23 protein-coding genes are annotated in these 24,670 nt (G+C 47.8%); 11 read left to right on the forward strand and 12 right to left on the reverse strand.

From position 1 onward, the window contains the following. Positions 1 to 9: 9 nt before the first annotated feature. From B0181_RS02270 to B0181_RS02285, 4 genes are all read right to left on the reverse strand, one after another. Positions 10 to 564: a Sec-independent protein translocase subunit TatA/TatB gene (locus B0181_RS02270; protein WP_078275872.1), complete on the reverse strand. Its 555-nt coding sequence runs from the start codon at positions 562 to 564 to the stop codon at positions 10 to 12. Between the two features lie 23 nt (positions 565 to 587). Further along, complete coding sequence (gene tatA, locus B0181_RS02275) at positions 588 to 815, reverse strand: Sec-independent protein translocase subunit TatA (RefSeq protein ID WP_078275873.1); 228 nt, start codon at positions 813 to 815, stop codon at positions 588 to 590. A gap of 268 nt (positions 816 to 1,083) precedes the next feature. Then, entirely contained in the window at positions 1,084 to 1,911 is an 828-nt protein-coding gene (gene hisIE / locus B0181_RS02280) for a bifunctional phosphoribosyl-AMP cyclohydrolase/phosphoribosyl-ATP diphosphatase HisIE (RefSeq protein WP_078275874.1), read from the reverse strand. 126 nt (positions 1,912 to 2,037) lie between these two features. Then, the gene (locus B0181_RS02285; protein ID WP_242620110.1) at positions 2,038 to 2,373 is read right to left on the reverse strand and encodes a YnfA family protein; all 336 of its coding nucleotides are present in this window, start codon (positions 2,371 to 2,373) and stop codon (positions 2,038 to 2,040) included. 363 nt (positions 2,374 to 2,736) lie between these two features. Between B0181_RS02285 and rpmI the strand changes: the two genes are divergently transcribed. Continuing rightward, entirely contained in the window at positions 2,737 to 2,931 is a 195-nt protein-coding gene (gene rpmI / locus B0181_RS02295) for a 50S ribosomal protein L35 (RefSeq protein ID WP_036331620.1), read from the forward strand. Between the two features lie 29 nt (positions 2,932 to 2,960). After that, the gene (gene rplT / locus B0181_RS02300) at positions 2,961 to 3,317 is read left to right on the forward strand and encodes a 50S ribosomal protein L20 (protein ID WP_078275876.1); all 357 of its coding nucleotides are present in this window, start codon (positions 2,961 to 2,963) and stop codon (positions 3,315 to 3,317) included. Positions 3,318 to 3,425: 108 nt separating this feature from the next. On the opposite strand, the gene B0181_RS02305 is transcribed toward rplT, so the two are convergent. Next, the gene (locus B0181_RS02305; protein WP_078275877.1) at positions 3,426 to 3,995 is read right to left on the reverse strand and encodes a Uma2 family endonuclease; all 570 of its coding nucleotides are present in this window, start codon (positions 3,993 to 3,995) and stop codon (positions 3,426 to 3,428) included. Between the two features lie 253 nt (positions 3,996 to 4,248). Here B0181_RS02305 and pheS point away from each other — a divergent pair, with 253 nt between their 5' ends. The 5 genes from pheS to B0181_RS02330 all read left to right on the forward strand — a co-directional run bounded on the left by pheS (position 4,249) and on the right by B0181_RS02330 (position 8,993). After that, positions 4,249 to 5,292: a phenylalanine--tRNA ligase subunit alpha gene (gene pheS, locus B0181_RS02310; RefSeq protein WP_078275878.1), complete on the forward strand. Its 1,044-nt coding sequence runs from the start codon at positions 4,249 to 4,251 to the stop codon at positions 5,290 to 5,292. Between the two features lie 37 nt (positions 5,293 to 5,329). Further along, positions 5,330 to 5,560, forward strand: a complete 231-nt coding sequence (locus tag B0181_RS02315) for a hypothetical protein (protein ID WP_133141446.1) — start codon at positions 5,330 to 5,332, stop codon at positions 5,558 to 5,560. A 167-nt stretch (positions 5,561 to 5,727) separates the two neighbouring features. Further along, the gene (gene pheT / locus B0181_RS02320) at positions 5,728 to 8,112 is read left to right on the forward strand and encodes a phenylalanine--tRNA ligase subunit beta (RefSeq protein ID WP_078275880.1); all 2,385 of its coding nucleotides are present in this window, start codon (positions 5,728 to 5,730) and stop codon (positions 8,110 to 8,112) included. Positions 8,113 to 8,236: 124 nt separating this feature from the next. After that, positions 8,237 to 8,536 carry an integration host factor subunit alpha gene (locus tag B0181_RS02325; protein ID WP_078275881.1) on the forward strand — a complete coding sequence of 100 codons (300 nt, stop codon included), beginning with the start codon at positions 8,237 to 8,239 and terminating at the stop codon, positions 8,534 to 8,536. Between the two features lie 196 nt (positions 8,537 to 8,732). After that, positions 8,733 to 8,993, forward strand: coding sequence for a type B 50S ribosomal protein L31 (locus tag B0181_RS02330; RefSeq protein ID WP_078275882.1), 261 nt, complete (start codon positions 8,733 to 8,735; stop codon positions 8,991 to 8,993). A 607-nt stretch (positions 8,994 to 9,600) separates the two neighbouring features. Here B0181_RS02330 and B0181_RS02335 read toward each other — a convergent pair. The 5 genes from B0181_RS02335 to B0181_RS02355 form a co-directional block, all read right to left on the reverse strand. Next, entirely contained in the window at positions 9,601 to 10,497 is an 897-nt protein-coding gene (locus B0181_RS02335) for a hydroxymethylglutaryl-CoA lyase (RefSeq protein WP_078275883.1), read from the reverse strand. Positions 10,498 to 10,670: 173 nt separating this feature from the next. Further along, positions 10,671 to 12,647, reverse strand: a complete 1,977-nt coding sequence (locus B0181_RS02340) for an acetyl/propionyl/methylcrotonyl-CoA carboxylase subunit alpha (RefSeq protein ID WP_078275884.1) — start codon at positions 12,645 to 12,647, stop codon at positions 10,671 to 10,673. A gap of 57 nt (positions 12,648 to 12,704) precedes the next feature. Beyond that, positions 12,705 to 13,490 carry an enoyl-CoA hydratase/isomerase family protein gene (locus B0181_RS02345; RefSeq protein ID WP_078275885.1) on the reverse strand — a complete coding sequence of 262 codons (786 nt, stop codon included), beginning with the start codon at positions 13,488 to 13,490 and terminating at the stop codon, positions 12,705 to 12,707. 59 nt (positions 13,491 to 13,549) lie between these two features. Further along, positions 13,550 to 15,151 carry a carboxyl transferase domain-containing protein gene (locus B0181_RS02350; RefSeq protein ID WP_078275886.1) on the reverse strand — a complete coding sequence of 534 codons (1,602 nt, stop codon included), beginning with the start codon at positions 15,149 to 15,151 and terminating at the stop codon, positions 13,550 to 13,552. Positions 15,152 to 15,239: 88 nt separating this feature from the next. Continuing rightward, positions 15,240 to 16,412, reverse strand: coding sequence for an isovaleryl-CoA dehydrogenase (locus tag B0181_RS02355; protein ID WP_078275887.1), 1,173 nt, complete (start codon positions 16,410 to 16,412; stop codon positions 15,240 to 15,242). 373 nt (positions 16,413 to 16,785) lie between these two features. Here B0181_RS02355 and B0181_RS02360 point away from each other — a divergent pair, with 373 nt between their 5' ends. The 4 genes from B0181_RS02360 to B0181_RS02375 all read left to right on the forward strand — a co-directional run bounded on the left by B0181_RS02360 (position 16,786) and on the right by B0181_RS02375 (position 21,607). Beyond that, positions 16,786 to 17,472: a TetR/AcrR family transcriptional regulator gene (locus B0181_RS02360; protein ID WP_078275933.1), complete on the forward strand. Its 687-nt coding sequence runs from the start codon at positions 16,786 to 16,788 to the stop codon at positions 17,470 to 17,472. 71 nt (positions 17,473 to 17,543) lie between these two features. Continuing rightward, on the forward strand, positions 17,544 to 19,238 hold the full coding sequence (locus tag B0181_RS02365; RefSeq protein WP_078275888.1) for an AMP-binding protein: 1,695 nt from the start codon (positions 17,544 to 17,546) through the stop codon (positions 19,236 to 19,238). A gap of 81 nt (positions 19,239 to 19,319) precedes the next feature. Then, entirely contained in the window at positions 19,320 to 20,138 is an 819-nt protein-coding gene (locus B0181_RS02370; RefSeq protein ID WP_078275889.1) for a thioesterase family protein, read from the forward strand. 98 nt (positions 20,139 to 20,236) lie between these two features. Next, a complete protein-coding gene (locus B0181_RS02375; protein WP_078275890.1) occupies positions 20,237 to 21,607 on the forward strand; it encodes an MFS transporter in 1,371 nt (456 codons plus the stop codon). A 643-nt stretch (positions 21,608 to 22,250) separates the two neighbouring features. Here the strand turns inward: B0181_RS02375 and hutI are convergent. Both hutI and hutG read right to left on the reverse strand, forming a co-directional pair. Beyond that, positions 22,251 to 23,480, reverse strand: a complete 1,230-nt coding sequence (gene hutI, locus B0181_RS02380) for an imidazolonepropionase (protein ID WP_078275891.1) — start codon at positions 23,478 to 23,480, stop codon at positions 22,251 to 22,253. Positions 23,481 to 23,604: 124 nt separating this feature from the next. Next, positions 23,605 to 24,669, reverse strand: a complete 1,065-nt coding sequence (gene hutG, locus B0181_RS02385) for a formimidoylglutamase (RefSeq protein ID WP_078275892.1) — start codon at positions 24,667 to 24,669, stop codon at positions 23,605 to 23,607. Position 24,670 lies beyond the last annotated feature (1 nt).

Here is a 24,670-nt window from a genome sequence, read left to right on the forward strand (position 1 = left end):
AAAGCGCCATCAATACGACTGCATTTGGTGTAAAAGTGGGTCGGCTTGATAATTTGGCAAAAAAGGCGCAGGCGGTAAGCGGCGGCGTTTGTCGTACTCACCCAGCAAAAACCAGCGATTTGTCAGCGGCAGATTTAACGCCGTCTCCAGCGTGTGTTCGGCGTGGTTTTGTTGCGGCTCGTTTGCGGTTTGTGCAACTTGATTGACCGCTGGATTTGCAAGTTGGTTTGCAACTTGGCTTGCAGTTTGACTGACGGTTTGGCTTGGCGCAGCTGGCGCAGTTTTGGCGTGCTGAGCGTTTAATGAGCGCTGCATGGCATCCATTTGCGCTCTCATGGCGGCTTCTGATTCACGGATTTTGGCGATTTCAGATTTGAGCTGGGCTTGCGCTTCTATCAGCTCAAGTTCGCTCATCAAGTCGTTTTGTAGGCGTGATGTGGTGCGGCGAAACAGCCCATACCATCGCCCAAGCGTACGCGCAAACTCGGGCAATTTTTCTGGCCCAAGTACAATCAGCGCAATCACGCCAAACAGCGTCAGCTCAAACAGCCCTAAATTAAACACATCAAGCCTTTTGGTCGTTCAATTTAAGCGTCTTTATTTGGCGCAGATTTGACTTCTTCCACAACGTGCGTGGTTTTTTGGCTGTCTGCGTTGCTGTTTAGTTTTGGTTGCTCTTCGTCTTTGACGGCATCTTTAAAGCCTTTGACCGCTGCGCCTAGGTCTTTGCCAGCGTTTTTTAGTTTGGCTGTGCCAAAAACCACAACCACCACTACCAAGAGAATCAACCAATGCGTGATAGAAAATCCGCCCATAATGTTACCTTTTTTACTGTGCTAAATTTTAAAAATGTTAAATTTTAATAGAATAAAGTTGATAAGTTTGCGTGTGCGATTATTTGCCAAATATAAGCTAAGTAATGCTATAAATTAAGCCGTACACCAGTTGCACGCCATCAATTCGTTCAATCGTCCAAGCCAATACTTGCGCATTGTATGACGGTTTTATAAACGTCTTTTGACAATTTGATGACGCTTTGATGACAAATTTTGCGCAAACGCTCGTTTTGACTGTCTGCCAGAGTTATTTTGCGCTGCGTGCGTTTTTCTCGTCAATGCCTGACAAGCCAAAGCGTCTGGCAAGCTCCGCCAAGATGTCTTCGCTGGATAAATCCAAGGCGTGCAGCGCAACCAAACTGTGAAACCACACATCGGCAATTTCATAAATCACATCGCCACGCTCGCTGTCGCTGTCGCTGTCTGACTTGGTGGCGTTTGCCAGCTGCAATTCTTTGGCGGCGATGATGGCTTCCACCGCTTCTTCGCCCACTTTTTCTAGGATTTTATTAAGCCCTTTGTGGTACAGACTTGCCACATAAGAGCTGTCTTTATCGGCAGATTTGCGCTCTTGTAAAATGCTGTCCAGCTGTGCCAAGATGTTTGCCGCTTGGGCGTGATTTGCCGCTGAATTTGCCGCTTGCGTGGCGCTTTGTGCGTGGCTATTTTTGGCATGGCTGTGCGCCGCATTGCCGTAGATTTCTTCGCTGGATTTGATGGGTGCTTCGGTGGTGTGCCACTCGCCAGTTGCCACGTCTAATTTTTGATAAAAGCACGACTGCCGCCCCGTGTGGCAAGCGATTCCGCCCACTTGTGTGATGATGAGCGTGATGGCATCGGCATCGCAATCGGTGCGGATTTCGTGGACGATTTGTGTGTGTCCGCTGCTTTCGCCTTTGTGCCACAGCTTGCCGCGCGAACGGCTAAAATACACCGCTTGACCTGTCTTGGCGGTAAGTTCTAGGGCTTCTTTGTTTTGCCACGCCATCATCAAAATGCGCCCAGTGTCTTTGTCTTGGGCGATGGCAGGAATCAGTCCGTTTTCGTTGAAAGTTAATTGGTCTAGCCAGCTCATAAGATTGTGTTTTTATTTGGGTTAATTGGTTTTTAATTTGGGTTAATTTAGTGAAGTTATTTGCACTGGCAAGCGATAAAACCGTGCGTGTGGGCGGCTTATTAAAACTGATTTGTTTGCCAAAACCTATTTAAAGCCATTGGGCTGTAAAATCACCACCAAAGCACCTGCCAGCACCAGTGCGCCGCCCGCCAAATCCCATGCGCTAAGCGCCACTTTATCCACCAGCATAAGCCACATCAAAGCGCACGCCACATACACACCGCCATAAGCGGCATAAATGCGCCCAGATGCCGCAGGGTGCAGGCTAAGCAAATACACAAACGCCATCAAACTTAGGGCACAAGGCAGCCACAGCCACGCACTTTTTTGCTTATTTAAAATCAAATAGGGCAAGTAGCAGCCGACAATTTCAGCGATGGCGGTTAAAATAAACAGCCCTAAAGTGTGTAAAAATTGCAAAGTGGTTCGTCTTATGTTTTTTAATATTTCGTCTTTTTGTGGGCGCAAGCGTGCCAAGATACGGCTATTGTACCGCTTGGCGTGGTGTAAGTAAAGCTGCTTTCTTGTTGGTTTGATGTGCGGATTTTAAAAATGGGTGTGTGCTTGTGATTTTTGGTGTGGTTTGTGCGCTGCTTTTAAATTTAGGTTTTAAAATTAAGCGTGCGTTTGGCGGTGAATTTGCTGGCGAAAAAGGCGATAATTTGCTTGTTTTTTATGCCAAGACAATGTATAATGCGCATCCCACCTTCCGCTTTCGCAATGCTTTGGCGTGCGAGTGGCAAAAAGGTTCACAACGGGCAACCGATGTTTTTAAAGAGGCTAATTATGAAACTAAAAACCAAACGTGGTGCGGCTAAGCGTTTCAAAAAAACCGCAAACGGCTTTAAGCGTAAACAAGCGTTCAAACGCCATATTCTTACCAAAAAATCTCCAAAGCGTATCCGCCAACTGCGCGGCTGTGTTATGGTTCACGCATCTGACGTGGCTTCAATCCGTCGTATGTGCCCATACATCTAATTAACTTTGCAAGATTTTAGGAGAATATCATGGCTCGTGTAAAACGTGGTGTACAGGCAAATCGCCGTCATAAAAAAGTTCTGGCTCGTGCTAAAGGTTACTATGGCGCACGTTCACGCGTGTATCGTGTAGCAGTACAAGCGGTAATGAAAGCTGGTCAATATGCATATCGTGACCGCCGTAACAAAAAACGTTCTTTCCGCCGTCTGTGGATCGCTCGTATCAACGCTGGTGCGCGCTTGAACGGTCTAAGTTACAGCCGTCTGATCAATGGCTTGAAAAAAGCAAACATTGACATTGACCGCCGTATCCTAGCGGACATCGCTATGCATGACGCAGCGGCTTTCACTGCAATCGCAGAAAAAGCAAAAGCTGCTTTGGCATAATCTTAAATTTTCATAATTTAAGAAAAACCCACCAACATCGCAAGGTGTTTGGTGGGTTTTTGTTTTGGGTGGTGGTTGGTTGGTGGTTGGTGAATGATTGGTAAATTATCAGTCGTCAAACAGTTTATCCAGCGCAAGACAAAATTCAGGCAATACTGTAGAACGAATGGTTTCTCCGCTGACAAAAGGTTTAAGCCCAACAAATTTGCCGTTTTGTAAAACATACATCAACACTGTTTTATATGTTGGGTCAATAATCCAGTATTCGCGCACGCCAGCATCTTGGTACAAGTTGAACTTAACTCCCATCTCTTTTTTACTATTGCTGGGCGATAAAATTTCAACCACAATATCAGGCGCGCCATCGCAGCCACGCTCAGTAAGTTTAGTGGTGTCGCACACCACGCAAATATCAGGCTGAACCACGCTTTCGCTATCATCTATCAGCAGGCGTACATCAAATGGCGCAGTATACACATCGCAAGCCAAGCCTTCAAGGTGTTGATAGAGTTTGGCGCTAAGCACCATGGAGATTTTTTGATGTAAGCGCACAGGTGCAGGGCTCATGGCAGTGATTTTGCCGTAAATCAGCTCAATGCCTTCTTTGATTTGCCAAGAGAGATAATCAGCATAGGTGTAGCGTTTGTTTAAATCCAGCTGACTAAGTTGTGTAATCATAGCCTTGCTCCTTGTTTATCTTTTCTTTTATTGTAACCGAAAATCGCCCCCAAAAACAGCCAAACTCACCCAAAGATAAAATTTGCTCGCCTTACATATTAAATTTTGCAAAAAATCACGCAAAGCCTTTGATATATTTGCAAAATTTCATTTACAAAATCTGGCGAACGCTTTAAAATGGTGGGGATATTTTTCTTTGATTTTGATGGCTGATTTTTGCCAGAAATGATTAACGAAACGATTGGTTAGAATAATGACAAATGAACTACAAACCGCCTTGCCAAGTTTGGCGCAAAATTTGGCGGACATCACTCCAGAAGCGCTGACGGCTTTTGGCGATGCGGCAGCGGCATTGATTGGCAGTGCAAAAGACGAAGCAGAATTGCAAAATCTGCGTGTGAATTTGACAGGTAAAAAGGCGGCTTTAACTGCACTGTCCAAGCAAATGGGCGGACTGGACGCAGAAAGCAAAAAAACTTACGGTGCGTATTTGCACGAGCTGCGTAGCCGCTTAAATGCAGCGTTTGATGCGCAAGGCGTGATTTTGGCACAGGCGGTTTTGGCAGCGAAACTTGCCAGCGAAACCATCGACATCAGCTTGCCTGCACGCAAAGACATCAAAGGCGGCTTGCACCCAATCACCCAAACCACCGAGCGCATGAAACGCTTTTTCACGCAGGCGGGCTTTAGCATTGCCACAGGCCCTGAAGTGGAAAGCGATTATTACAACTTTGAAGCGCTCAACATTCCAAGCCATCACCCAGCGCGCGCCATGCACGACACGTTTTATTTTGACGCGCATTATTTGCTGCGCACGCACACATCGAGCGTGCAAATTCGCACGATGGAAAACAGCGAGCCGCCGATTCGCATCATTTGCCCGGGGCGTGTGTACCGCTGCGACAGCGACCAAACGCACTCGCCAATGTTTCATCAGATGGAAGGTTTGATGATTTCGCGTTCGTCCAATTTTGCTGAGCTTAAAGGCTTGATTCATGAGTTTTTGGACGCGTTTTTTGGCAGACAGCTGACCGTGCGTTTTCGTCCGTCCTTTTTTCCTTTTACCGAGCCGTCTGCCGAAGTGGACATCTTGGCAGAAAATGGCAAATGGCTAGAAGTGATGGGCTGTGGCATGGTGCATCCGCAAGTGCTTAAAAACTGCGGCATTGACCCGAACGAATACACAGGTTTTGCCTTTGGTATGGGCATTGAGCGCTTTGCCATGCTGTATTACGGCATTGATGATTTGCGTCTGTTTTTCCAAAATGACGTGCGTTTTTTAAAGCGATTCGGCTGATTTTTAAGCCTTGCTTGAGTAGTATCAACGTTATTAAATGATGAAGCGATGGGCTGCTAGCGTTTTGCACAACGGACAAGTGATGTGGCTGGATACGCCGCCACAGGCGCAAAACGCCAAAGTGATTATTACGGTGGTTGATGAAGCGCTGCCAAAACTCACTGCCAAAAGACAGCTTGGTTTTATGCAGGGCGAAATGGTTTTGCCTGATGACATCAATGCTTATGATGACGAAGTGGCGAAGCTGTTTGATGGTGAAATTTGCTGACAAAATCTTTGCTGTGTAATTGTGTTTAATGCGGTGGATTTGAGTCATCACGACCATTTGTTAAGTCAAATACGCTTGATAAACATCGTTTGACAAACACTGCTTAAGAAGTGCCAAGCCACCTAAAAAACCGTAAAAATAACAAAATTTAACCAACGAGACCAACAATGAAAATCAGTGAAAATTGGCTAAGACAATGGGCAAATCCTGCCGTATCCAGTGCCGAGCTTGGCGAGCAGCTGACGATGGCTGGGCTTGAGCTTGACGGTATGCAAAGCGTTGCGCCTGCGTTTAGTGGTGTGCTGACGGGCGAAGTGCTAAGCTGTGAGCAGCACCCAGATGCGGATAAATTGCGTGTAACCACCGTAAGTATTGGACAAGGCGAGCCGCTACAAATCGTGTGTGGTGCGCCAAATGTGCGTACAGGCTTGAAAGTGGCGGTGGCGACCATCGGTGCGGTTTTGCCAGAGAATTTTAAAATTAAAAAGGGCAAGCTGCGTGGCGTGGAGTCGCACGGTATGCTGTGCGGCGCAAGTGAGCTTGGCTTGGTAGATGAGATTGATGGCTTGCTTGAGTTGCCAGATGATGCGCCTGTTGGCGTTGATGTGCGTGAATACCTGAATTTGGATGCGCAGATTTTTGATGTGGCGATTACCCCAAACCGTGGCGACTGCCTAAGTGTGCTGGGACTTGCGCGTGAGATTGCCGCCATCAATCATTTGCCGCTAAACCGCCCAGCCATCACCGCACCAGAAATCACAAGCGCACGCACGCAGGCGGTGAGCGTACAGGCGGTGCAGGCTTGCCCACGCTATCTGGCGCAGCCGATTACCGACATCAACCGCAGCATTGCCACACCAAAATGGATGAGCGATGCGCTGGTGGCGTCTGGTGTGCGCACGCATAATTTTTTGGTGGACGTAACCAATTTTGTGCTTTTGGAGCTAGGGCAGCCGCTACATGCCTTTGATGCGGATAAAATTTCAGGGCAAATCGTGGTGCGTCTAGCAAACCAAGGCGAGAAATTCACCCTGCTTAACGATCAAGAAGTGGTGCTGGCTGGCGATGAGCTGGTGATTGCCGATGATGAAGGCGTGCTGGCGTTGGCGGGCATCATGGGCGGCGCACGCTCAGCGGTGAGTGATGACACGGTGAACATCGTGCTGGAATCGGCATATTTTGATCCATTGGCGATTGCAGGGCGCGCACGTCGTTTTGGCTTGCACACGGACGCTTCGCAGCGTTTTGAGCGTGGCGTGGATTTTGAATTGGCGCAGCTTGCGATTGACCGTGCGGTGTCTTTGATTGTAGAGATTGCTGGCGGTAAAGCAGGTGCAATCACGGCGGCGGTGAATGCCGATGAATTGCCAAAACGTGCCGCAATCAGCTTGCCGCTTGAGCGCATCGAGCGACTGCTTGGTGTGGCTGTGCCTGCCGATGACGTGGTGGCTGGGTTAAATCGCCTTGAAATTACCACTACGCTTGAAAATGACGTGCTGACTGCCGTGCCGCCAAGCCATCGCTTTGATTTGAGCATTGCTGAAGACATCATTGAAGAAGTGGCGCGCAGCTATGGGTATAGCAACATTGCGCCTGTGCTGCCAAATTTTGCGGTGGATATGCGCTATGACGACACGGCAGATTTGACGCACACGCTTAAGCAAACGCTTGCCAATGCAGGCTATTTTGAAGCGGTGAGTTTTAGTTTTAGCGATGCGAAAATTGAGACGCTGTTTGATGATGTGGCTTTGGGTGCGGTGTTGCCGCTTGCCAATCCGATTTCATCTGAACTTGCGGTCATGCGCCGTACGCTGCTGTCTAGCCTTTTGCCTGTGGTGGCGCACAACCTAAACCGCCAGCAAAGCCAAGTGCGTCTGTTTGAGACGGGTTTGTCTTTTGTGGGCGAAAATGTGGCAAATCTGACGCAGACGCCAAGCCTTGCCATCGTGGCGACAGGTGCGGTGGGCGATGAAGTGCATGGCGCACGCGCGATGGATTTTTATGACTTAAAGGGCGATGTTGAAGCCTTGCTGCCAGCCAATCTTGCTGCCAGTGATGTGGTGTTTGAGCGCACTGACGTGGCGTTTTTGCACCCGGGGCAGAGCGCTTATTTGAGCGTTCGTGGCGAGCGTTTGGGCTGGTTTGGTCAGCTGCACCCAAGCATTGCCAAGGCGCTGGATTTAAAAACCGTTTGGGTGGCGCAGTTTGCGCTTGAGCCTTTGCTTGCCTTGCATCGCGCGCCAAAATCGGTGAGCGCACCAAGCAAATTCCCAAGCGTGCGCCGTGATTTGGCGTTTTTGGTGGACGAATCTTTGACGTGGCAAGCTGTGGCTGACGCTGTGCGTGCGGCGGCAGGGCGTTTCTTGGTGGACGTGCGTTTGTTTGATGTGTACCAAGGCGAGCGTTTGCCAGCGGGCAAAAAATCTTTGGCATTTGCCATGACTTTCCAAGATCAAAACGCCACTTTAGAAGACGATGCCATCAAAGCTGCGATGGATAAAGTTGCACGCCACTTGAGCGAAAAATTTGACGCACAGCTGCGTGATGGCTGAATTTGATTTTATAAATTCATTATAAGCAGTTGATTTTATTTGGTTTTTAATCGGTTTGATTATGTGTTTTGATGGTAAATTGCCCAAGGCTTTTTTGCCATCATTCAAATGATAAGGAACACTCATGAGTGCACTAACCAAAGCAGACATGGTCAATCACTTGGTGATTCGTATGCGACTCACACGCCAGCAAGCACGTTTTTTGGTGGTGAATTTTTTTGATGAAATCAGCAAAAGCCTTGCCGATGGCAAAGAAGTGAAGCTGTCAGGATTTGGCAATTTTGAGCTAAAAGACAAAAAATCACGTCCGGGGCGTAACCCAAAAACAGGCGAAGAAATTCCTGTGCAGGCGCGCCGTGTCGTTACGTTCAAGGCGGGGCAAAAGCTGCGTGGACGTATTGATATGGAAAATAAGCAGCATTAGGCGAGTGATTTTGCCAAAAATAGCTTGAATTTTTCCTGTAAATTTGCTAGAATTTGCTTTCATTTTCCCATCTGAGTGGGCTAATGCAACGTAAAGCGTGGTGCGCTGTGCCAAAGTTGGTTGGTGATGGCGTGGCTGCGTTAGGCTGCCTAAGGTGGTGCACATTAGTGCTCAGATTTATTGGATAGAGATTACCATGCGTAAAGACATTCACCCAGAATACAAAGAAGTTTTGTTCCACGACACCAACGCTGACGTGTACTTTTTGACTCGTTCTACCGTTGCTACCAAAGCCACTCGTGAGTACGAAGGCAAAGAATATCCATACTTCCCATTGGATATTTCAAGCGCTTCTCACCCATTCTACACAGGCGAGCAACGCAAAGCGTCAAACGAAGGCCGTGTGGCAAGCTTCAACAAGCGTTTCGGTGCATTTGCCAACCGTGGCAAAAAATAAGCCGTATTTTATACGCTTTAGCCGCTCCATTTTGGGGCGGTTTTTTGTTGGTTTGAGTTTTGTGATTTGCATAACAAGGGCGGTGATTGCTTAGATTGAATTATCCGATAAAGAGAAATTTTTACAAGTTATCCACAGATTTTAGCATAAAATTTTTGTTAATTTCGTGGAACATCCTGCGTATGATGATTTGAAAAAATTACGATTTTCTGTGTCTTTATAAAAAATATCAATGATTTATAACTGATTGATTTTAAAAGATAAAATTTATCAATGTGTCATGATGATGACAAGTCAAAATCACGCTATAAGCACCGAATGATAAAGGCTTGGGCGGATAAAATCATGCCATTTCCACAAAGTTATCCACAGATTTTGGGGATAAGAGTTTAAAGGTTTGGCAAGGCTAATGATGGCAAGGCTTGGCGTTGAGTTGGACGAAAAGTCGGCTGGGGGAATTTGGCAGGTGATGAGCGAGAGAAAAGTTGTTGGTAGGTCGGTGTTTTGAGACAGTTAAGATGTTTCACGCAGATTTTTACAATAAAAAACAACCCAAATGCGAGTTTGGGTTGTTGATGGGTGATGTTTAGTTGTTTGTTGGGCAGACTTATTTGGATTGCCAATAGGCGATGGCGGCATTGGAACGGCTGGTTCTACCAAGGCGTTCCATAATGGCTTTGCCTGCATGCATGAGCTTGTCTTTATCCACGCCTGTTTGATAGCCCATCTTGTCAAGCAGATAATGCAAATCTTCAGTGGCGACATTGCCTGATGCGCCCTTGGCATAAGGGCAGCCGCCAAGCCCTGCAATGGATGAGTCAAAGGTGCGAATGCCCATGTTTAAAGACGCATAAACATTGGCGATTGCCATGCCGTAGGTGTTGTGAAAATGCCCTGCAAGCAGATGAGTGTCGGTACGCTTTTGGCATTCGTGCCAGACAGCTTCTACCTTATCAGGTGTTGCGGTGCCAATGGTCTCACCAAGAGACACTTCATAGCAGCCCATATCGATAAGCCGCGCTACCACATCCGCCACTGCCACAGGGGAAATCGCCCCTTCATAAGGACAATCCACCATGCACGACACATAGCCGCGAACTTTTACGCCATCGGCTTTGGCGTGTGCCATGATGTCATCAAAGCGAGCAAGGCTTTCGGCGATGGTGCAGTTGATGTTTTTTTGGGTGAAACTCTCGCTTGCGCCTGTAAAAATCGCCACTTCACGGCAGCCTACCGCCACCGCCGCTTGGTAACCTTTTAAATTAGGGGTTAAAAGGCTGAAATTGACATCGGTTGGTTTGGTCAGTTGGGCGAACAGTTCGGTGCTGCCCGCCATCTGCGGCACCCATTTGGGCGAGACGCAAGAGCCAACTTCAATGTCCTTTAATCCTGCGTCTACCAAGTTGTTAATTAAAGTTAATTTATCATCAAGACTTAGCACCACGCTTTCGTTTTGCAATCCATCGCGTGCGCCAACTTCAACAATTTTAACAAAATCATTCATAAGCATTCCCTTAGATGGTTGTTTAAAAAGCATGCCAAATCAGAAGATCGTTCGTGGTGAGCTTTGAGCCATGGCGGTTTTTGCTTTCTTTTGGCAGGCTGACGCAAACGAAAAACCACATCGGCATACTTTTTTAGACCATGTTGCTTTCTTTTTTAGATTGCATTTTGCCATTACGCTTTTTCAAAGGCAATCAGCTCATCATCGGCTTTTAATTGATCGCCCACACCAAAGAACACTTCTTGGACAACGCCATCGTCAGGTGCTTTGATGGTGTAGGTGATTTTCATGGCTTCAAGCGTGAGCAAAATGTCGTCTTTTTTGACGCTTTGCCCTTTTTGTACCATTACTGCCGTTACCATGCCCGGCATTGGCGCTTTTAGTCCGCCTGCGTTGTCGTCAGCATTTGTGCCGTAGTTGATGGCTTTTGGGGCGAAGGCAAAGGCGTTGGCTTGGCTAAATAGAGTCAAATGCCCCACATGATGCGTGGTGTCGTGATAAAACGCCACTTGCTTGCGGATGCTGTCTTGGGTGATTTGCGCGGTAGTAGCGCTGGTCAAGATGACGTTTAGCGTCAGCTCATGCTCGTGATAATTTACCACAAAGCCATCATCGCCATTTGCACGCACAGACACGCTTAGGGTCTGTCCCATGTGTTCAAATTCCACCACATGATTTGCCACAACGTTTGAGCGCCAGAGTGGGCGATCATGCCACGCACTGCCACTTGGATTTAGATTTAACAAAAACCAAATCACGCCTGCAGTCATGATGTCATCATCAGTGGCGCAATCACGGCTTAAAAGCTCGATTTCGTGCTTGCCAATCAGCCCTGTGTCAAGTGCCACATCGGCAAATGCAGGCAAGCGAATAATGCGATCTAAAAAGGCGACGTTATTACCAAGTCCTGCAATGTGAAATTCTTGTAAGGCGTGGTGCATTTGGGTTAGGGCGTTTTTACGGTCTTCGCCCCACACGATGAGTTTGGCAATCATCGGATCATAAAAAGTGGTGATGTCGTCATTTGCCACTACGCCGCTATCCACACGCACACGCGCACTTGGTGTCGGTGGCGATAAGTGCGTGATTTTGCCGATGGCAGGTAGATAGCCATCTTCTGGGATTTCCGCATAAATGCGTGCTTCTATGGCATGACCTTGGCAAATGATTTCGTCTTGGGTTTTGGGCAGTTTTTCACCAAAAGCCACACGCAGCTGCCACTCCACCAAATCAATGCCCGTTACCATTTCTGTAACAGGATGCTCAACTTGCAAGCGGGTATTCATTTCCATAAAGTACGCCGTGCCGCTTTGGTCGGCGATAAATTCCACCGTACCCGCACCGACATAATTTACCGCACGCGCTGCATCAATGGCGGCTTTACGCATGATGGCAAGTTTGTCTTCGCTGATGTTTGGCGCAGGCGCTTCTTCAATCACCTTTTGGTGGCGGCGCTGCACCGAGCAGTCTCGCTCAAATAAATGCACATAATTGCCGTGCGTGTCGCCAAAGATTTGTACCTCCACATGGCGTGGATTGACGATATAGCGTTCAATCAGTACGTCTTCATTGCCGAAGCTGGATTTGGCTTCTGCTTTACAAGACGACAGATTTTCCAAAAACTCTTCAGATTTTTCTACCAAGCGCATGCCTTTACCGCCGCCGCCAGCACTGGCTTTGATAAGCAGTGGATAGCCGATTTGGTCGGCTTGGGCGTGCAAAAAATGCGGGTCTTGATTGTCGCCATGATAACCGGGCGTCAAAGGTACGCCTGCGTTTTGCATGAGCGCTTTTGATGTGGCTTTTAGACCCATGTCCAAAATGGCAGAGACGGGCGGCCCAATAAAGACGATGTCATTATCAGCGCAGGCTTTGGCAAAGTCGGCGTTTTCGGATAAAAAACCATAACCGGGGTGAATGGCGTTTGCGTTTGTGGCTTTGGCGGCGCTGATGATTTTATCCATTTGTAAATAACTTTGGACAGGGGGGTTGGCACCGATGTACACCGCTTCATCGGCAAGTTTGACGTGCTGTGCGTTTTTGTCAGCGTCTGAATACACCGCCACTGTAGCAACGCCCAATTTTTTGGCGCTGGCAATGATACGGCAGGCAATTTCACCACGATTGGCAATGAGAATTTTATGAAACATGAGCAATCCTTATCTATTTTTGTGCTGGGTTTGGTTTTATGGTTTTAAACGATCTCGTTAAACAATCCAATTTGGCGTACGTTTGTTTAAAAATGCCGTCAAGCCTTCTTTGGCTTCTGCGCCTTGCCGCAGCGTGGCGATGTGCTTTGCGGTTTCATCAAGCAGCTGATCATCAATAGGGCGATTTGCCACCATGTCAATGAGTGATTTGGACGCACATTGAGCAAAAGGCGCGCCTTGTAAGATGGCGTGGATAATTTTATCCAAAGTCTCATCAAGTGCGTCAGGCTCGCAGATTTCATGAGCAAGCCCAATGTGTAAGGCGGTGTCAGCGTCAATGCGCTCAGCGGTTAGAAAATATCTGCGTGCTTGACGTTCACCGATGGCTCGCACCACATAAGGGCTGATGGTAGATGGCGCAAGACCAAGGCGCACTTCGCTGGTGGCAAATTTGGCATGAGTGCTTGCCACGCAGATGTCGCACGCACTGACCAGCCCCATGCCGCCGCCTAAAGCTGCTCCCTGCACACGCGCGATGGTGGGTTTATTTAACGTGGCTAGGGTGTGGAGCATTTTGGCTAGGCGTTTGGCGTCAGCGATGTTTTCATCAACGCTGGCTTCGCCTGCTTTTTTCATCCAATTTAAATCTGCCCCTGCCGAAAAACTCTTGCCACGTCCAGCCAGTACCACCACACGCACATCATCATCGTGCGCCAGCGCATCAAAGCACGTTTGCAGCTCGCCAATCACCCCTTCGTTAAAGGCGTTATGCACATCAGGGCGACTGAGCCAAACGGTGGCGACTTGGTTGTCTTTGATGAGTTCAAGATAGTCAAATTTCATCATAATTCCTTTTATTGTTTGGTAATTTGCTGTGTGAATTTACCATTTATCATAAACCATCACATACGGAATACGCCAAAATGCGTGGCTTCGGTCGGTGCATTCATGGCACTCATTAGGCTAAGTGCCAGCACTCTGCGAGAGTCGGCAGGGTCAATCACGCCATCGTCCCACAAGCGTGCAGACGCATAATAAGGATGTCCTTGTCGTTCGTATTGCTCTTTAATAGGGGCTTTAAATTCGGCTTCTTCTTCGCTTGACCAGCTGCCACCACGACTTTCTATTTGTTCACGTTTGATGGTGGATAGTACGCTCGCCGCCTGCTCGCCGCCCATCACTGAAATGCGTGAATTTGGCCATGTCCACATAAAGCGTGGCGAATATGCACGCCCACACATGCCGTAGTTGCCAGCGCCAAATGAGCCGCCTACCACGAGCGTGATTTTGGGAACTTTCGCAGTGGCGACAGCCATCACCAGTTTTGCGCCATGTTTGGCGATGCCTTCGTTTTCGTACTTTTGCCCCACCATAAAGCCTGTGATGTTTTGCAAGAAAATCAGCGGAATGTTGCGCTGGCAGCACAGCTCAATAAAGTGCGCGCCTTTTTGGGCGGATTCCGAAAATAAAATGCCGTTATTGGCGATGATGCCGACATTCATGCCGTAAATTTTGGCAAAGCCTGTAACCAAAGTTGTGCCAAAACGCTCTTTAAATTCATGAAATTCTGAGCCGTCCACAAGGCGTGCGATAATCTCACGAATGTCAAAAGGCTGGCGGCTGTCGGTAGGAATGATGCCGTACAGCTCGTTTTGGTCGTACAGTGGCGCTTTGATGTCGGTGGGCAGCGCTTGGGCGGACTTGCCTAAATTTGCCACAATATCACGAGCGATTAAGATGGCGTGTTCGTCATTTTCTGCCAAGTGATCCGCCACACCTGACAGGCGTGTATGCACATCACCGCCGCCTAGGTCTTCGCTAGACACCACTTCGCCTGTGGCTGCCTTGACCAGCGGTGGGCCACCTAGAAAAATCGTGCCTTGATTGCGCACAATGATTGTCTCATCGCTCATGGCAGGAACGTACGCACCGCCCGCGGTACAGCTGCCCATGACGATGGCGATTTGAGCAATGCCTTTGGCAGACATATTGGCTTGATTATAAAAAATTCGCCCAAAGTGTTCTCTGTCTGGGAAAACCTGATCTTGCATGGGCAAAAATGCGCCGCCTGAATCCACCATATAAATGCACGGCAAATGGTTTTGTTCGGCGATTTCTTGGGCGCGTAGGTGTTTTTTGACGGTGAGTGGATAATAAGTGCCGCCTTTGACGGTTGCGTCATTTGCCACAATCATACACGCCACGCCATGCACCAAGCCCACGCCTGCCACCACGCTCGCTGATGGAATATCGTCTTCGTATACGCCAAGCCCTGCCAGCTGACCGATTTCTAAAAATGCAGTACCGTGGTCAATGAGCTTATCAATGCGTGTGCGAGCAAGCAATTTACCGCGTGCCAAGTGCTTTTGGCGTGCTGATTCACTGCCACCTAAGCTGATTTTGCCAACCACTTGCTTTAAATCGTCCACAAGCGTGCGCATGGCGGCGTGGTTTTGTTGATAAGACTCACTTTTTGGGTTGATTTGGCTTTTGATTGGCTTCATAAACACTTCCCTTTGTATTTTATGGTGTTGTGGTGTTTGGATTGTGAGAAGGACTTGCGTGCGGACAAGTCCTTTTGGGTTTAATTTATCATGCAGTTTCGTTAAACAGCTCACGACCGATTAGCATACGGCGAATCTCTGATGTGCCTGCGCCGATTTCGTACAGCTTGGCGTCACGCCACAGTCTGCCTGTTGGGTATTCGTTGATGTAGCCATTACCGCCTAGGATTTGAATGGCTTCGCCTGCCATCCATGTGGCTTTTTCGGCGGCGTATAAAATTGCACTGGCGGCATCTTTTCTTAGGCTGCGGTCGTGGTCGGCTTTATCGCAGGCTTGTCCTACGGCATAAACAAGCGCTTTACAGGCAAGGTGCGTGGAGTACATATCGGCGATTTTGCCTTGAATGAGCTGAAATTCACCAATGGCTTGTCCAAACTGTTTGCGCTCATGGATGTATGGAATCACCACGTCCATGCACGCATCCATAATGCCAAGCGGGCCTGCAGACAGCACTGCACGCTCATAATCAAGACCGCTCATCAGCACTTTTACGCCATTGCCTACGCCGCCGAGTACGTTTTCTTTGGGGATTTTGACGTTGTCAAAGAAAATCGGATAGGTATTTGAGCCACGCATACCCAGCTTGTCAAGGTGTGTGCCATGACTAAATCCTTCCATGCCTTTTTCCACCAAAAATGCCGTCATGCCTTTTGCGCCCGCATTGACGTCAGTTTTGGCATAAACCACTAACACATCAGCATCGCCGCCATTGGTGATCCACATTTTTGCGCCGTTTAGCAGATAGTGATCGCCTTTGTCTTCGGCTTTGAGTTTCATACTCACCACGTCTGAGCCTGCGTTTGGCTCACTCATGGCAAGCGCGCCCACATAGTCGCCGCTGATGAGTTTTGGTAGGTATTTTTGGCGCTGAGTTTCGTTGCCGTTGCGGTAGATTTGATTGACGCACAGATTAGAATGCGCACCATAAGATAAGCCCACAGACGCAGACGCACGCGAGATTTCTTGCATGACAATCATATGCGCCAAATAGCCCATATTCACGCCGCCGTATTCTTCTGGCACGGTCATGCCAAGCAGTCCCATGTCGCCAAATTTTTTCCACAAATGGGCAGGAAATTCGTTCTTTTCGTCAATTTCGCTGGCAAAAGGGGCGATTTCTTTGTTGGCAAAATCACGCACCGCATCACGCAGAGCGCTTAAAGTATCGTCAAAACCAAAATCAAGCGTGCTTAGATTCATGTTACTATCCTTTTTAACAAGTGGGTTGGTACAAGCGGCTCATCGCTATCGTCCGCTACGACAAGCTGGTAACGCGCGGTTGTGCTGCGTTTTTTGCTTGTCTTGGGTATATCATACACGCTTTTTTTAAAAAAGTGAATAAAAATTCAAAAAATGGTTTACAAGTCATTTTAAACTGGTAAAATACCCATAACGACAAAGATAATTAACGACAAAGATAAATAACGTCAAAGATAGTGCCGTTAATAAAATTTTAAAAAATTAAAAAACCATAAATAAGCAAAGTCTTCATTTAAATTTTAAAAAAGAAAACATCGTGCAAACTGACATTACTAAATCCTGCGAAAAAAATACTTATAAACGCTCAAAACTCATGCAAAAACGCATTGAGCAAAATAAAAAATCTATCATCGCTGCCGCCAAGAGTCTGGTGGGTGATGGCGGATTTAAGCACGCACAGATTGTGGCGATTGCTGAGATGGCGGGTGTGTCGCATGGTTTGGTGTATCGGTATTTTGATAATAAAAGCGCCTTGATGGTGCAGGTTTTGCGTGATGTGGCAGGGCATGAGATTCAGATTTTACAAGCCATCGCCAAAAGTGAGCTTGCGCCTGATAAAAAGTTGCATAAGGCGGTTGCAACCTTTGTCAAGCGCGCCTTAAACAGTCCGCACACCGCTTATGCGTTCATGCTTGAGCCAGTGGACGACATTGAATTTGAAAAAGCAAGGGTCGCCATTAAGCATGACATTGCTCGTGCCATTGAGACGATTTTGCAGCAGGGCAAAGCGGCAGGCGTGCTGTCGGTGGAAAATATTCATACCGCTGCTTTGTGTATCGTTGGCGCGATGACTTTTTCGGTGATTGAGCCTTTTTATTATGAATATCAGCAGCGTGAAGGCAGGCAAGACGCTGATGGTGCAGCGATTGATGATTTAAACAGTGTAAACCCCAACCAAGCGCTCAGCGCTCATCGGACACAAGGTCTGGACGATGAGTATCGGGTGCAATTTAGTCAGCAGGTCGCCGATTTGTGTGTGAATTTGGCAAAAACAAGCTAAACAAAACCAAACTTTCTTAACGCAAATCTTGGCAAGCACAGACGGCGGCAAAATCAAAAGGAGTGTGATTTATGCAGCGTTTCAAAAAAAGCTATTTGTCTGGCTCAAGCAGCCAGCCGCTCATCGGGCAAACCATCGGCGACATCTTTGATCAGGCGTGCGCCGAACACGCCTACAAAGAAGCACTGGTGAGCAGCCATCAAAATGTGCGACTTTCCTACCACGAGCTCAAAGAAAAAGTAGAAGCCTTGGCGTGCCAACTGCTTGAAATCGGCTTTAAAAAAGGCGACAGATTGGGTATTTGGTCGCCAAACTGCTGGGAATGGACAGTAACGCAATTTGCCGCTGCCAAAGCTGGCTTGATTTTGGTGAATCTCAATCCGTCTTATAAGTCCACAGATTTGATTGAATATGTGCTAAATAAAGTGGCGGTCAAGGGGCTTGTCATGGCTGAGCCGCTAAAAAGCACCGATTATGAAGCGCTGCTTGGCGAGATTGCGCCTGAAATTTATCAGCAGACGAACAAATCGCTTGAGTGCGCGCGCTTGCCACACCTAAAAACGGTGATTAAGCTGTCTGAAAATGCCTTGCCAAGCTGCTATTCGTTTTATGATTTGCTCACCACGCCTACGCACGAGCAGGTGCAAGAGCTGCACGCATTGTCGGATTCTTTGCAATTTGATGATGTGATTAACATTCAGTTTACATCTGGCACGACAGGCAGCCCAAAAGGCACAATGCTCACCCATCATAATATCCTAAATAACGGCTATTTTGTCGGTGAAGGCATTAAACTTACCGAAAGCGACAAAATCTGCATCGCCGTGCCGCTATTTCACTGCTTTGGCATGGTGATGGGCAATCTGGCAGCGGTGTCGCATGGCGCAACGATGGTCTATCCAAGTGCGGTCTTTAACCCCCAAGACACCTTAAAAGCCATCGCCAACGAAGGCTGCACGGCAGCTTATGGCGTACCGACCATCTTTATCAATATGCTAGAGCAAGAAAACTTTGACGACTTTGATTTGTCAAGTTTGCGCACAGGCATCATGGCAGGTTCGCCTTGTCCAAAAGAAATCATGACGCGCGTCATGGAGCGTATGCACATGAGCGAAATCACCATTTGCTATGGCATGACAGAGACTTCGCCTGTCAGCGTCCAAAGTTATGTGGACGACCCAATTGACAAGCGTGTGAGTACAGTGGGGCGCATTCATCCGCACGTTGAGCTAAAAATCGTAGATGAAAATAATCACATCGTGCCAGTGGGCGCATTGGGCGAAATCTGCGTGCGTGGCTATTCGGTGATGGCAGGCTACTGGGACGATGAACAAAAAACACGCGAAGTGATAGACGAGCATGGCTGGATGCACACAGGCGACATCGGCAAGATGGACGATGAAGGCTATGTGCAAATCAAAGGACGTATCAAGGACATTGTCATTCGTGGCGGTGAAAACTTATTCCCCAAAGAGATTGAAGATTTCTTGTACAAACACCCTGCAGTGGGCGAAGTGCAAGTGGTTGGCGTGCCTGACCCAAAATACGGCGAAGAGCTGTGTGCGTGTATCATCGTTCATGATCAGCATGAATGCGACAGCGAAAGCATTCGTGAATTTTGTAAAAACAAAATTTCGCACAACAAAATCCCGCGTTACGTCCGCTTTGTTACCGAGTTTCCGATGACAGCTTCTGGCAAAATCCAAAAGTTCAAGCTGCGTGAGCAGATGTGCGAAGTTTTGGGCATATCGCTTGATGATGATTGATATTGGTGTGTATTTGGCGTGATTTAGCAGTGTCAATCAAGGCAGATTTTGTCTTGATTGGCAAGCGATAAGGAGAGAGTGATGGCGGGCAGTTATTATGTTTTAAAATCACGCGAGCAGACGGACGATGGCGTGGTGGCGATTTATGATTGCACGATTCATGCACAAGGCGCTTGGAATCCCAATGAGCAGCATATGGCGCCAGTGGCAGGCGTGATTTGTGCTGAGTTGGACGCTTTTTCGCCCCGTGATGATGTGCGTATTGCGCGTATCAGTTTTGATATTTTTGGGCTGATTCACTTTGGTGAATTTAGCATCACCACCAAAACCATCAGAGCAGGGCGCACCATTGAGCTGATTGAATCTGTCATGCAAACGCAAGGCAAAACGTGCGTGGTGGCGCGCGCGTGGCGACTGCAAACCAGCGACACCAAGGTGGTGGCAGGACTTGAAAATACCGCCATCACGCCGCCTGATGATATGCCAGATTGGGACGGTATGGCGGCATGGCCGGGCGGTTATATTCGCAGCATTCGTGCCAAGACGGATATAAATCGTAGGGCTGGCAAGGGTGTGGTATGGCTAACAAATGAGCTTGATATGGCGCATGACTCATCAGGGCAAGCGCTGCCTGTGAGTGATTTTGTACGTCTGATGGGCATGGTGGATACTGCCAATGGCATTGTGCCGCGCGCCACGCCTGATAAGGGCAAATGGGCTTTTCCAAATGTGGATTTGCAGATTCATCTGCTAAGAATACCAAAAGGGCGCTGGCTTGGACTTGAAACCATTCAGCAGATTGGCGATGACGGCATTGGCTTAACGAGCAGCGTGCTGCATGATGAGCAAGGCGTATTTGGACATAGCGAGCAGATTTTGACCGTGCGTCAGCTGGACTGATGGTTTGGTATTAGGCATTGACAACAAAGGAGTGCAGCAAGAGTAAAATTTTAACGCAGTTAACAAATGACGGATCAAATGAACAACAAGGAGTGTGTATGACAACAGATCGTGTATCTTTTGGCGATGTGTCCGCTCAAGCTGGCGATGCGCCAACCGTGAATATCAATACCGTGATTGATGAAGCCAAATTCGGCAGCTTTCATCGGCAGGTGCTGTTTTGGTGTTTGCTTATCATCATTTTTGATGGTTATGATTTGGTGATTTATGGCGTGGCATTGCCGCTTTTGATGGAGCAATGGTCGCTCACCGCCGTAGAAGCAGGTATGCTGGCGAGTTCTGCGCTGGCTGGCATGATGTTTGGCGCGATGATTTTTGGGGCTTTGGCAGATCGCATTGGGCGCAAAAAAGCCATCATGCTGTGTACGGCATTTTTTAGCGGTTTTACTTTTTTAGGAGCGTTTGCGCCATCGCCCACCGAATTTGCGGTTTTGCGCTTTTTGGCGGGGTTGGGGATTGGCGGCGTGATGCCAAATTTGGTTGCGCTGACTTCTGAATACGCACCCAAAAAGCTGCGTGCCACGATGGTTTCCATTATGTTTAGCGGCTATGCGGTGGGTGGCATCATCTCGGCATTGCTTGGTTCGTTTTTGGTCAAGGATTATGGCTGGGAAATCATGTTTTATTTGGCAGGGATTCCGCTGTTAGGCTTTCCGCTGATTTGGAAATTTTTGCCAGAATCGGTAACTTTTTTGGTGAAGGACAATCAGCAAGACAAAGCGCGCCACATCATTGGCAAGCTCTTACCAAGCGCCAATTTACCAGCAAATGCGACACTGGTGCTTAATGAAATCCCAGCTCAAGCTGCGTCTGCACAGAGCGATAAAAAGCAATCGGCATTCGTGCAGCTGTTCACCGAAGGGCGAGCTTTTGGTACACTGATGTTTTGGGTGGCGTTTTTCATGTGCTTGCTCATGACTTATACGCTCAGCAGCTGGCTGCCTAAGCTGATGCTTTCAGCGGGATATTCGTTGGGTGCAAGCATTTTGTTCTTGTTTGCGCTGAATATTGGGGCGATGATTGGGGCGATTGCAGGCGGCTTTTTGGCGGATAAATTCCATCTTAAGCCTGTGATTGTTACCATGTGTGCGCTGGCAGCGGTGTCCATTTCAGCATTGGCAATCAATTCGCCACCTGTGATTTTGTACACGCTGGTGGCGGTGGCAGGCGCAACCACCATCGGTACGTCCATTTTGCTGTACAGCTATTTGGCGCAGTTTTATCCGCTGCACATTCGTACTACAGGTATTGGCTGTGCGTCAGCGGTCAGCCGTGTTGGTGCGATTGTTGGGCCTGTGATGACAGGGGCGATTTTGGCGATGAATTTGCCGCACGCTTACAATTTTCTAGCCATCGGCATTCCAGCGCTGCTTGCCACCATTGCTATGGCAGTGCTAAAGCGCGCATAGGACTGTTTTTGCACAAGGTTGTTTTTACGAAAGATTGTTTTTAAGAAAATAATCAGCCACAAGCTCTACTGGCGTAGGGTTTGTGGTTTTTTATGGCTTTATGATTTTGGCTTGTTGTGTTATTGATGCCATCTGCGCTTTGTCGTTTTGTAGTCAAATTAATTGGATAGTAGTTTTTAAAAGTTATCCACAGATTTTTCGTATAAATTTAAGCTGATTTCGTGGAACATCATGCGTGCGATGATTTGAAAAAATTACGATTTTCTGTGTCTTTATAAAAAATATCAATTATTTATAACTAATTGATTTTAAAAGATAAAATTTATCAATGTGTCATGATGATGGCAAGCAAAAATCACGCTGTAAGCACCGAACGATAAAGGCTTTGGTGGATAAATTTATGCCATTTCCACAAAGTTATCCATAGATTTTGGGGATAAGAATTTAAAGGCTTGGCAAGGCTAATGATGGCAAGGCTTGGCGGTGAGTTGGGCGAAAAGTTGGCTGGGGAATTTGGCAGGTGATGAGCGAGAGAAAAGTTGTTGTTAGAGTGGTGTTTTGGGAAAGTTATGATGTTTCACGCAGATTTTTACAATAAAAAACAACCCAAATGCGAGTTTGGGTTGTTGTTGATGGGTGATGTTTAGTGGTTTGTTGGTTTACCGCTCAATATCAATTTATCCAAGCGGTTCTGCCCAATCAAATAAGCCAAATCCGCAGGACGCTCAATGTCCCACAGTGCCAAATCTGCATCATAGCCGACTTTAAGCTGACCTTTACGGTCTTGCAATCCCAATGCCTGCGCGGCATGACGTGTCGTGCCTGACAGAGCTTCTTCTGGCGTCAATCCAAACAGCGTACACGCCATATTTATCGCCAGCAATATGGACGCAGACGGTGATGTGCCGGGGTTGCAGTCGGTGGAAACTGCCATATTGACGCCGCATTCACGCATTTTAGCAATCGGTGGCAGCTTGGTCTCTTTTAGCACATAAAAGGCGGTCGGCAGCAGTACGCCCACCACGTTTTTTTGCGCCATTTTAGCGACGTTGTCATCATTTAGGTATTCAATATGATCGGCTGACAGCCCGTCAAATTGCGCCACAAGTTCTGCTCCGCCCATGTCAGACAGCTGCTCAGCGTGCAACTTAACAGGCAAGCCCAGTTCGGTGGCAACGGCAAACAGCTTGGCAACTTGCTCGGTGCTAAATGCGATATGCTCACAAAATGCGTCTACTGCGTCCACCAAGCCTTCATTGGCAAGGGTTTTTAGCCATTGACACGCTTGCTCTACATAGTCATCAGCCCGCCCTTGATATTCTGGTGGCAAGGCATGTAGGGCAAGGTAGGTTTTTTTGACGGTAATGCCAAAGTCTTGCCCCAGTTGTTTGGCGACTTGCAGCATTTTGCGCTCGCTGTCCAAGTCAAGCCCATAGCCTGATTTGATTTCAATCGTGCCAACGCCTTGTGCAATGAAGGCTTGCAGTCGCTGCTTGCTGGCTTGGTACAGCTCATCAAAACTTGCTTGGCGTGTGGCATTCACCGTTGAGAGTATGCCACCACCATTTTTGGCGATGGTGGCATAGTCCACGCCATTTAAGCGCATTTCAAATTCATGACTGCGATTGCCAGCATAAACAAGGTGCGTGTGGCAATCCATCAGTGCAGGCGTGATCCATTTGCCCTGACAGTCCGTGCGCTTGGTATCGGTAAATTGTGCCAACGCCGTGTCATAATCACCGATGTAAATGATTTTGCCGTCTTGAATGGCGATAGCGGCTTGGCGTAACGCTCCATAAGGCGTGTCTGACCCATAGCCAAACTCGTCATTCATCGTGGCAAGATTGACATTATAATAAAGCTGAGTTGTCATGCGCAGTCCTTGTAAGTGATTGTATTAAAAGGATTTTTCAGTTAATTTACCGTTCGCTTAATCTGTTGGCAAAATTTTCTTGGTAAGTTTTTGTCTTGATTTGCCGTATCGTTATGCGCCAAAATTATGCACCAAAACCATGCAATAAATGCCGCTCAATCACGCCTGCCAAGAGTCGTGCCGCAACTTTAACGCTTTTGTCGTCTGTGTCGTATTTTGGGTTAATCTCGGCAAAATCCACCACTTTTACTTTGCCTGTGGCGAACAGCAAATCTAAGCATTGCTCGGCAAAATCAAGACTAAAACCTTTGGCGGCAGGTGCGCTCACCGCAGGCACAAGACTTGACGAAAAACCGTCCATATCAAGCGTGATATAAAGCACATCCAGCGCATCGCAAAAAGTATGCAGTCGTTTGGCAATCTCATCAAATGCTAAGCGATTGCAGTCATCATCGCTGATCATGCTGACATTGAGCGATGCAGCGCGGTCAAACAACGCTGCCGCATTGCTAAAACGGCTGACACCCACGCACAAATAATGAAAATGCTCTGCGCCCACAAGCTCACTGATTTGGCGAAAAGGTGTGCCAGAGCTTGCCACGTCATTTTGGCGAAGGTCTAAATGTGCATCAAAATTGATGATGCCGATTTTTGGTAAATGGGTTTGTTTTGATGGGGCTTGACTTGCTTTGTCTTGCAAATGCTGATACAAGCCCAAAAAAGACGCGTAGGCGATCTCATGACCGCCGCCCAAGCCAATAGGTAAGCTATTGTTATTTAAGTAATTTTTGATTTTTTGAGCAAAGACGGTTTGGGTGTTTTCCAAAGCATTTGCCAGCATTTCGTCATTATCAACACAATGGACGTTGCCCATGTCCGCCACCAATTTTGACAACGCCTGACGATTATCGCCAAACGCATCAAGTACGGCAGATGGCACAGGCAACTTGGCGAAGGCGGATTTGATTTTATCAGGGGCGTGTTTTGCGCCAATGCGTCCTTGGTTGCGCAGTACGCCTTGATCGCAGCAAAATCCCAGCAGGGCGATTTTGGCGGATAAGTTTTGGTTGGCAAGTGCTTCGCCAGATGAGACGATTTCTTGCCAATAGCAAGCGCGCGCGCTTTCAAAGGGTTCTTGGCGCGCCGTCCAAAGCGTAGGGTTGTGCGGTGTGATTTTGGTGTATTGCATA

The sequence above is a fragment of the Moraxella caviae genome (genome assembly GCF_002014985.1).
Classification (GTDB): domain Bacteria; phylum Pseudomonadota; class Gammaproteobacteria; order Pseudomonadales; family Moraxellaceae; genus Moraxella; species Moraxella caviae.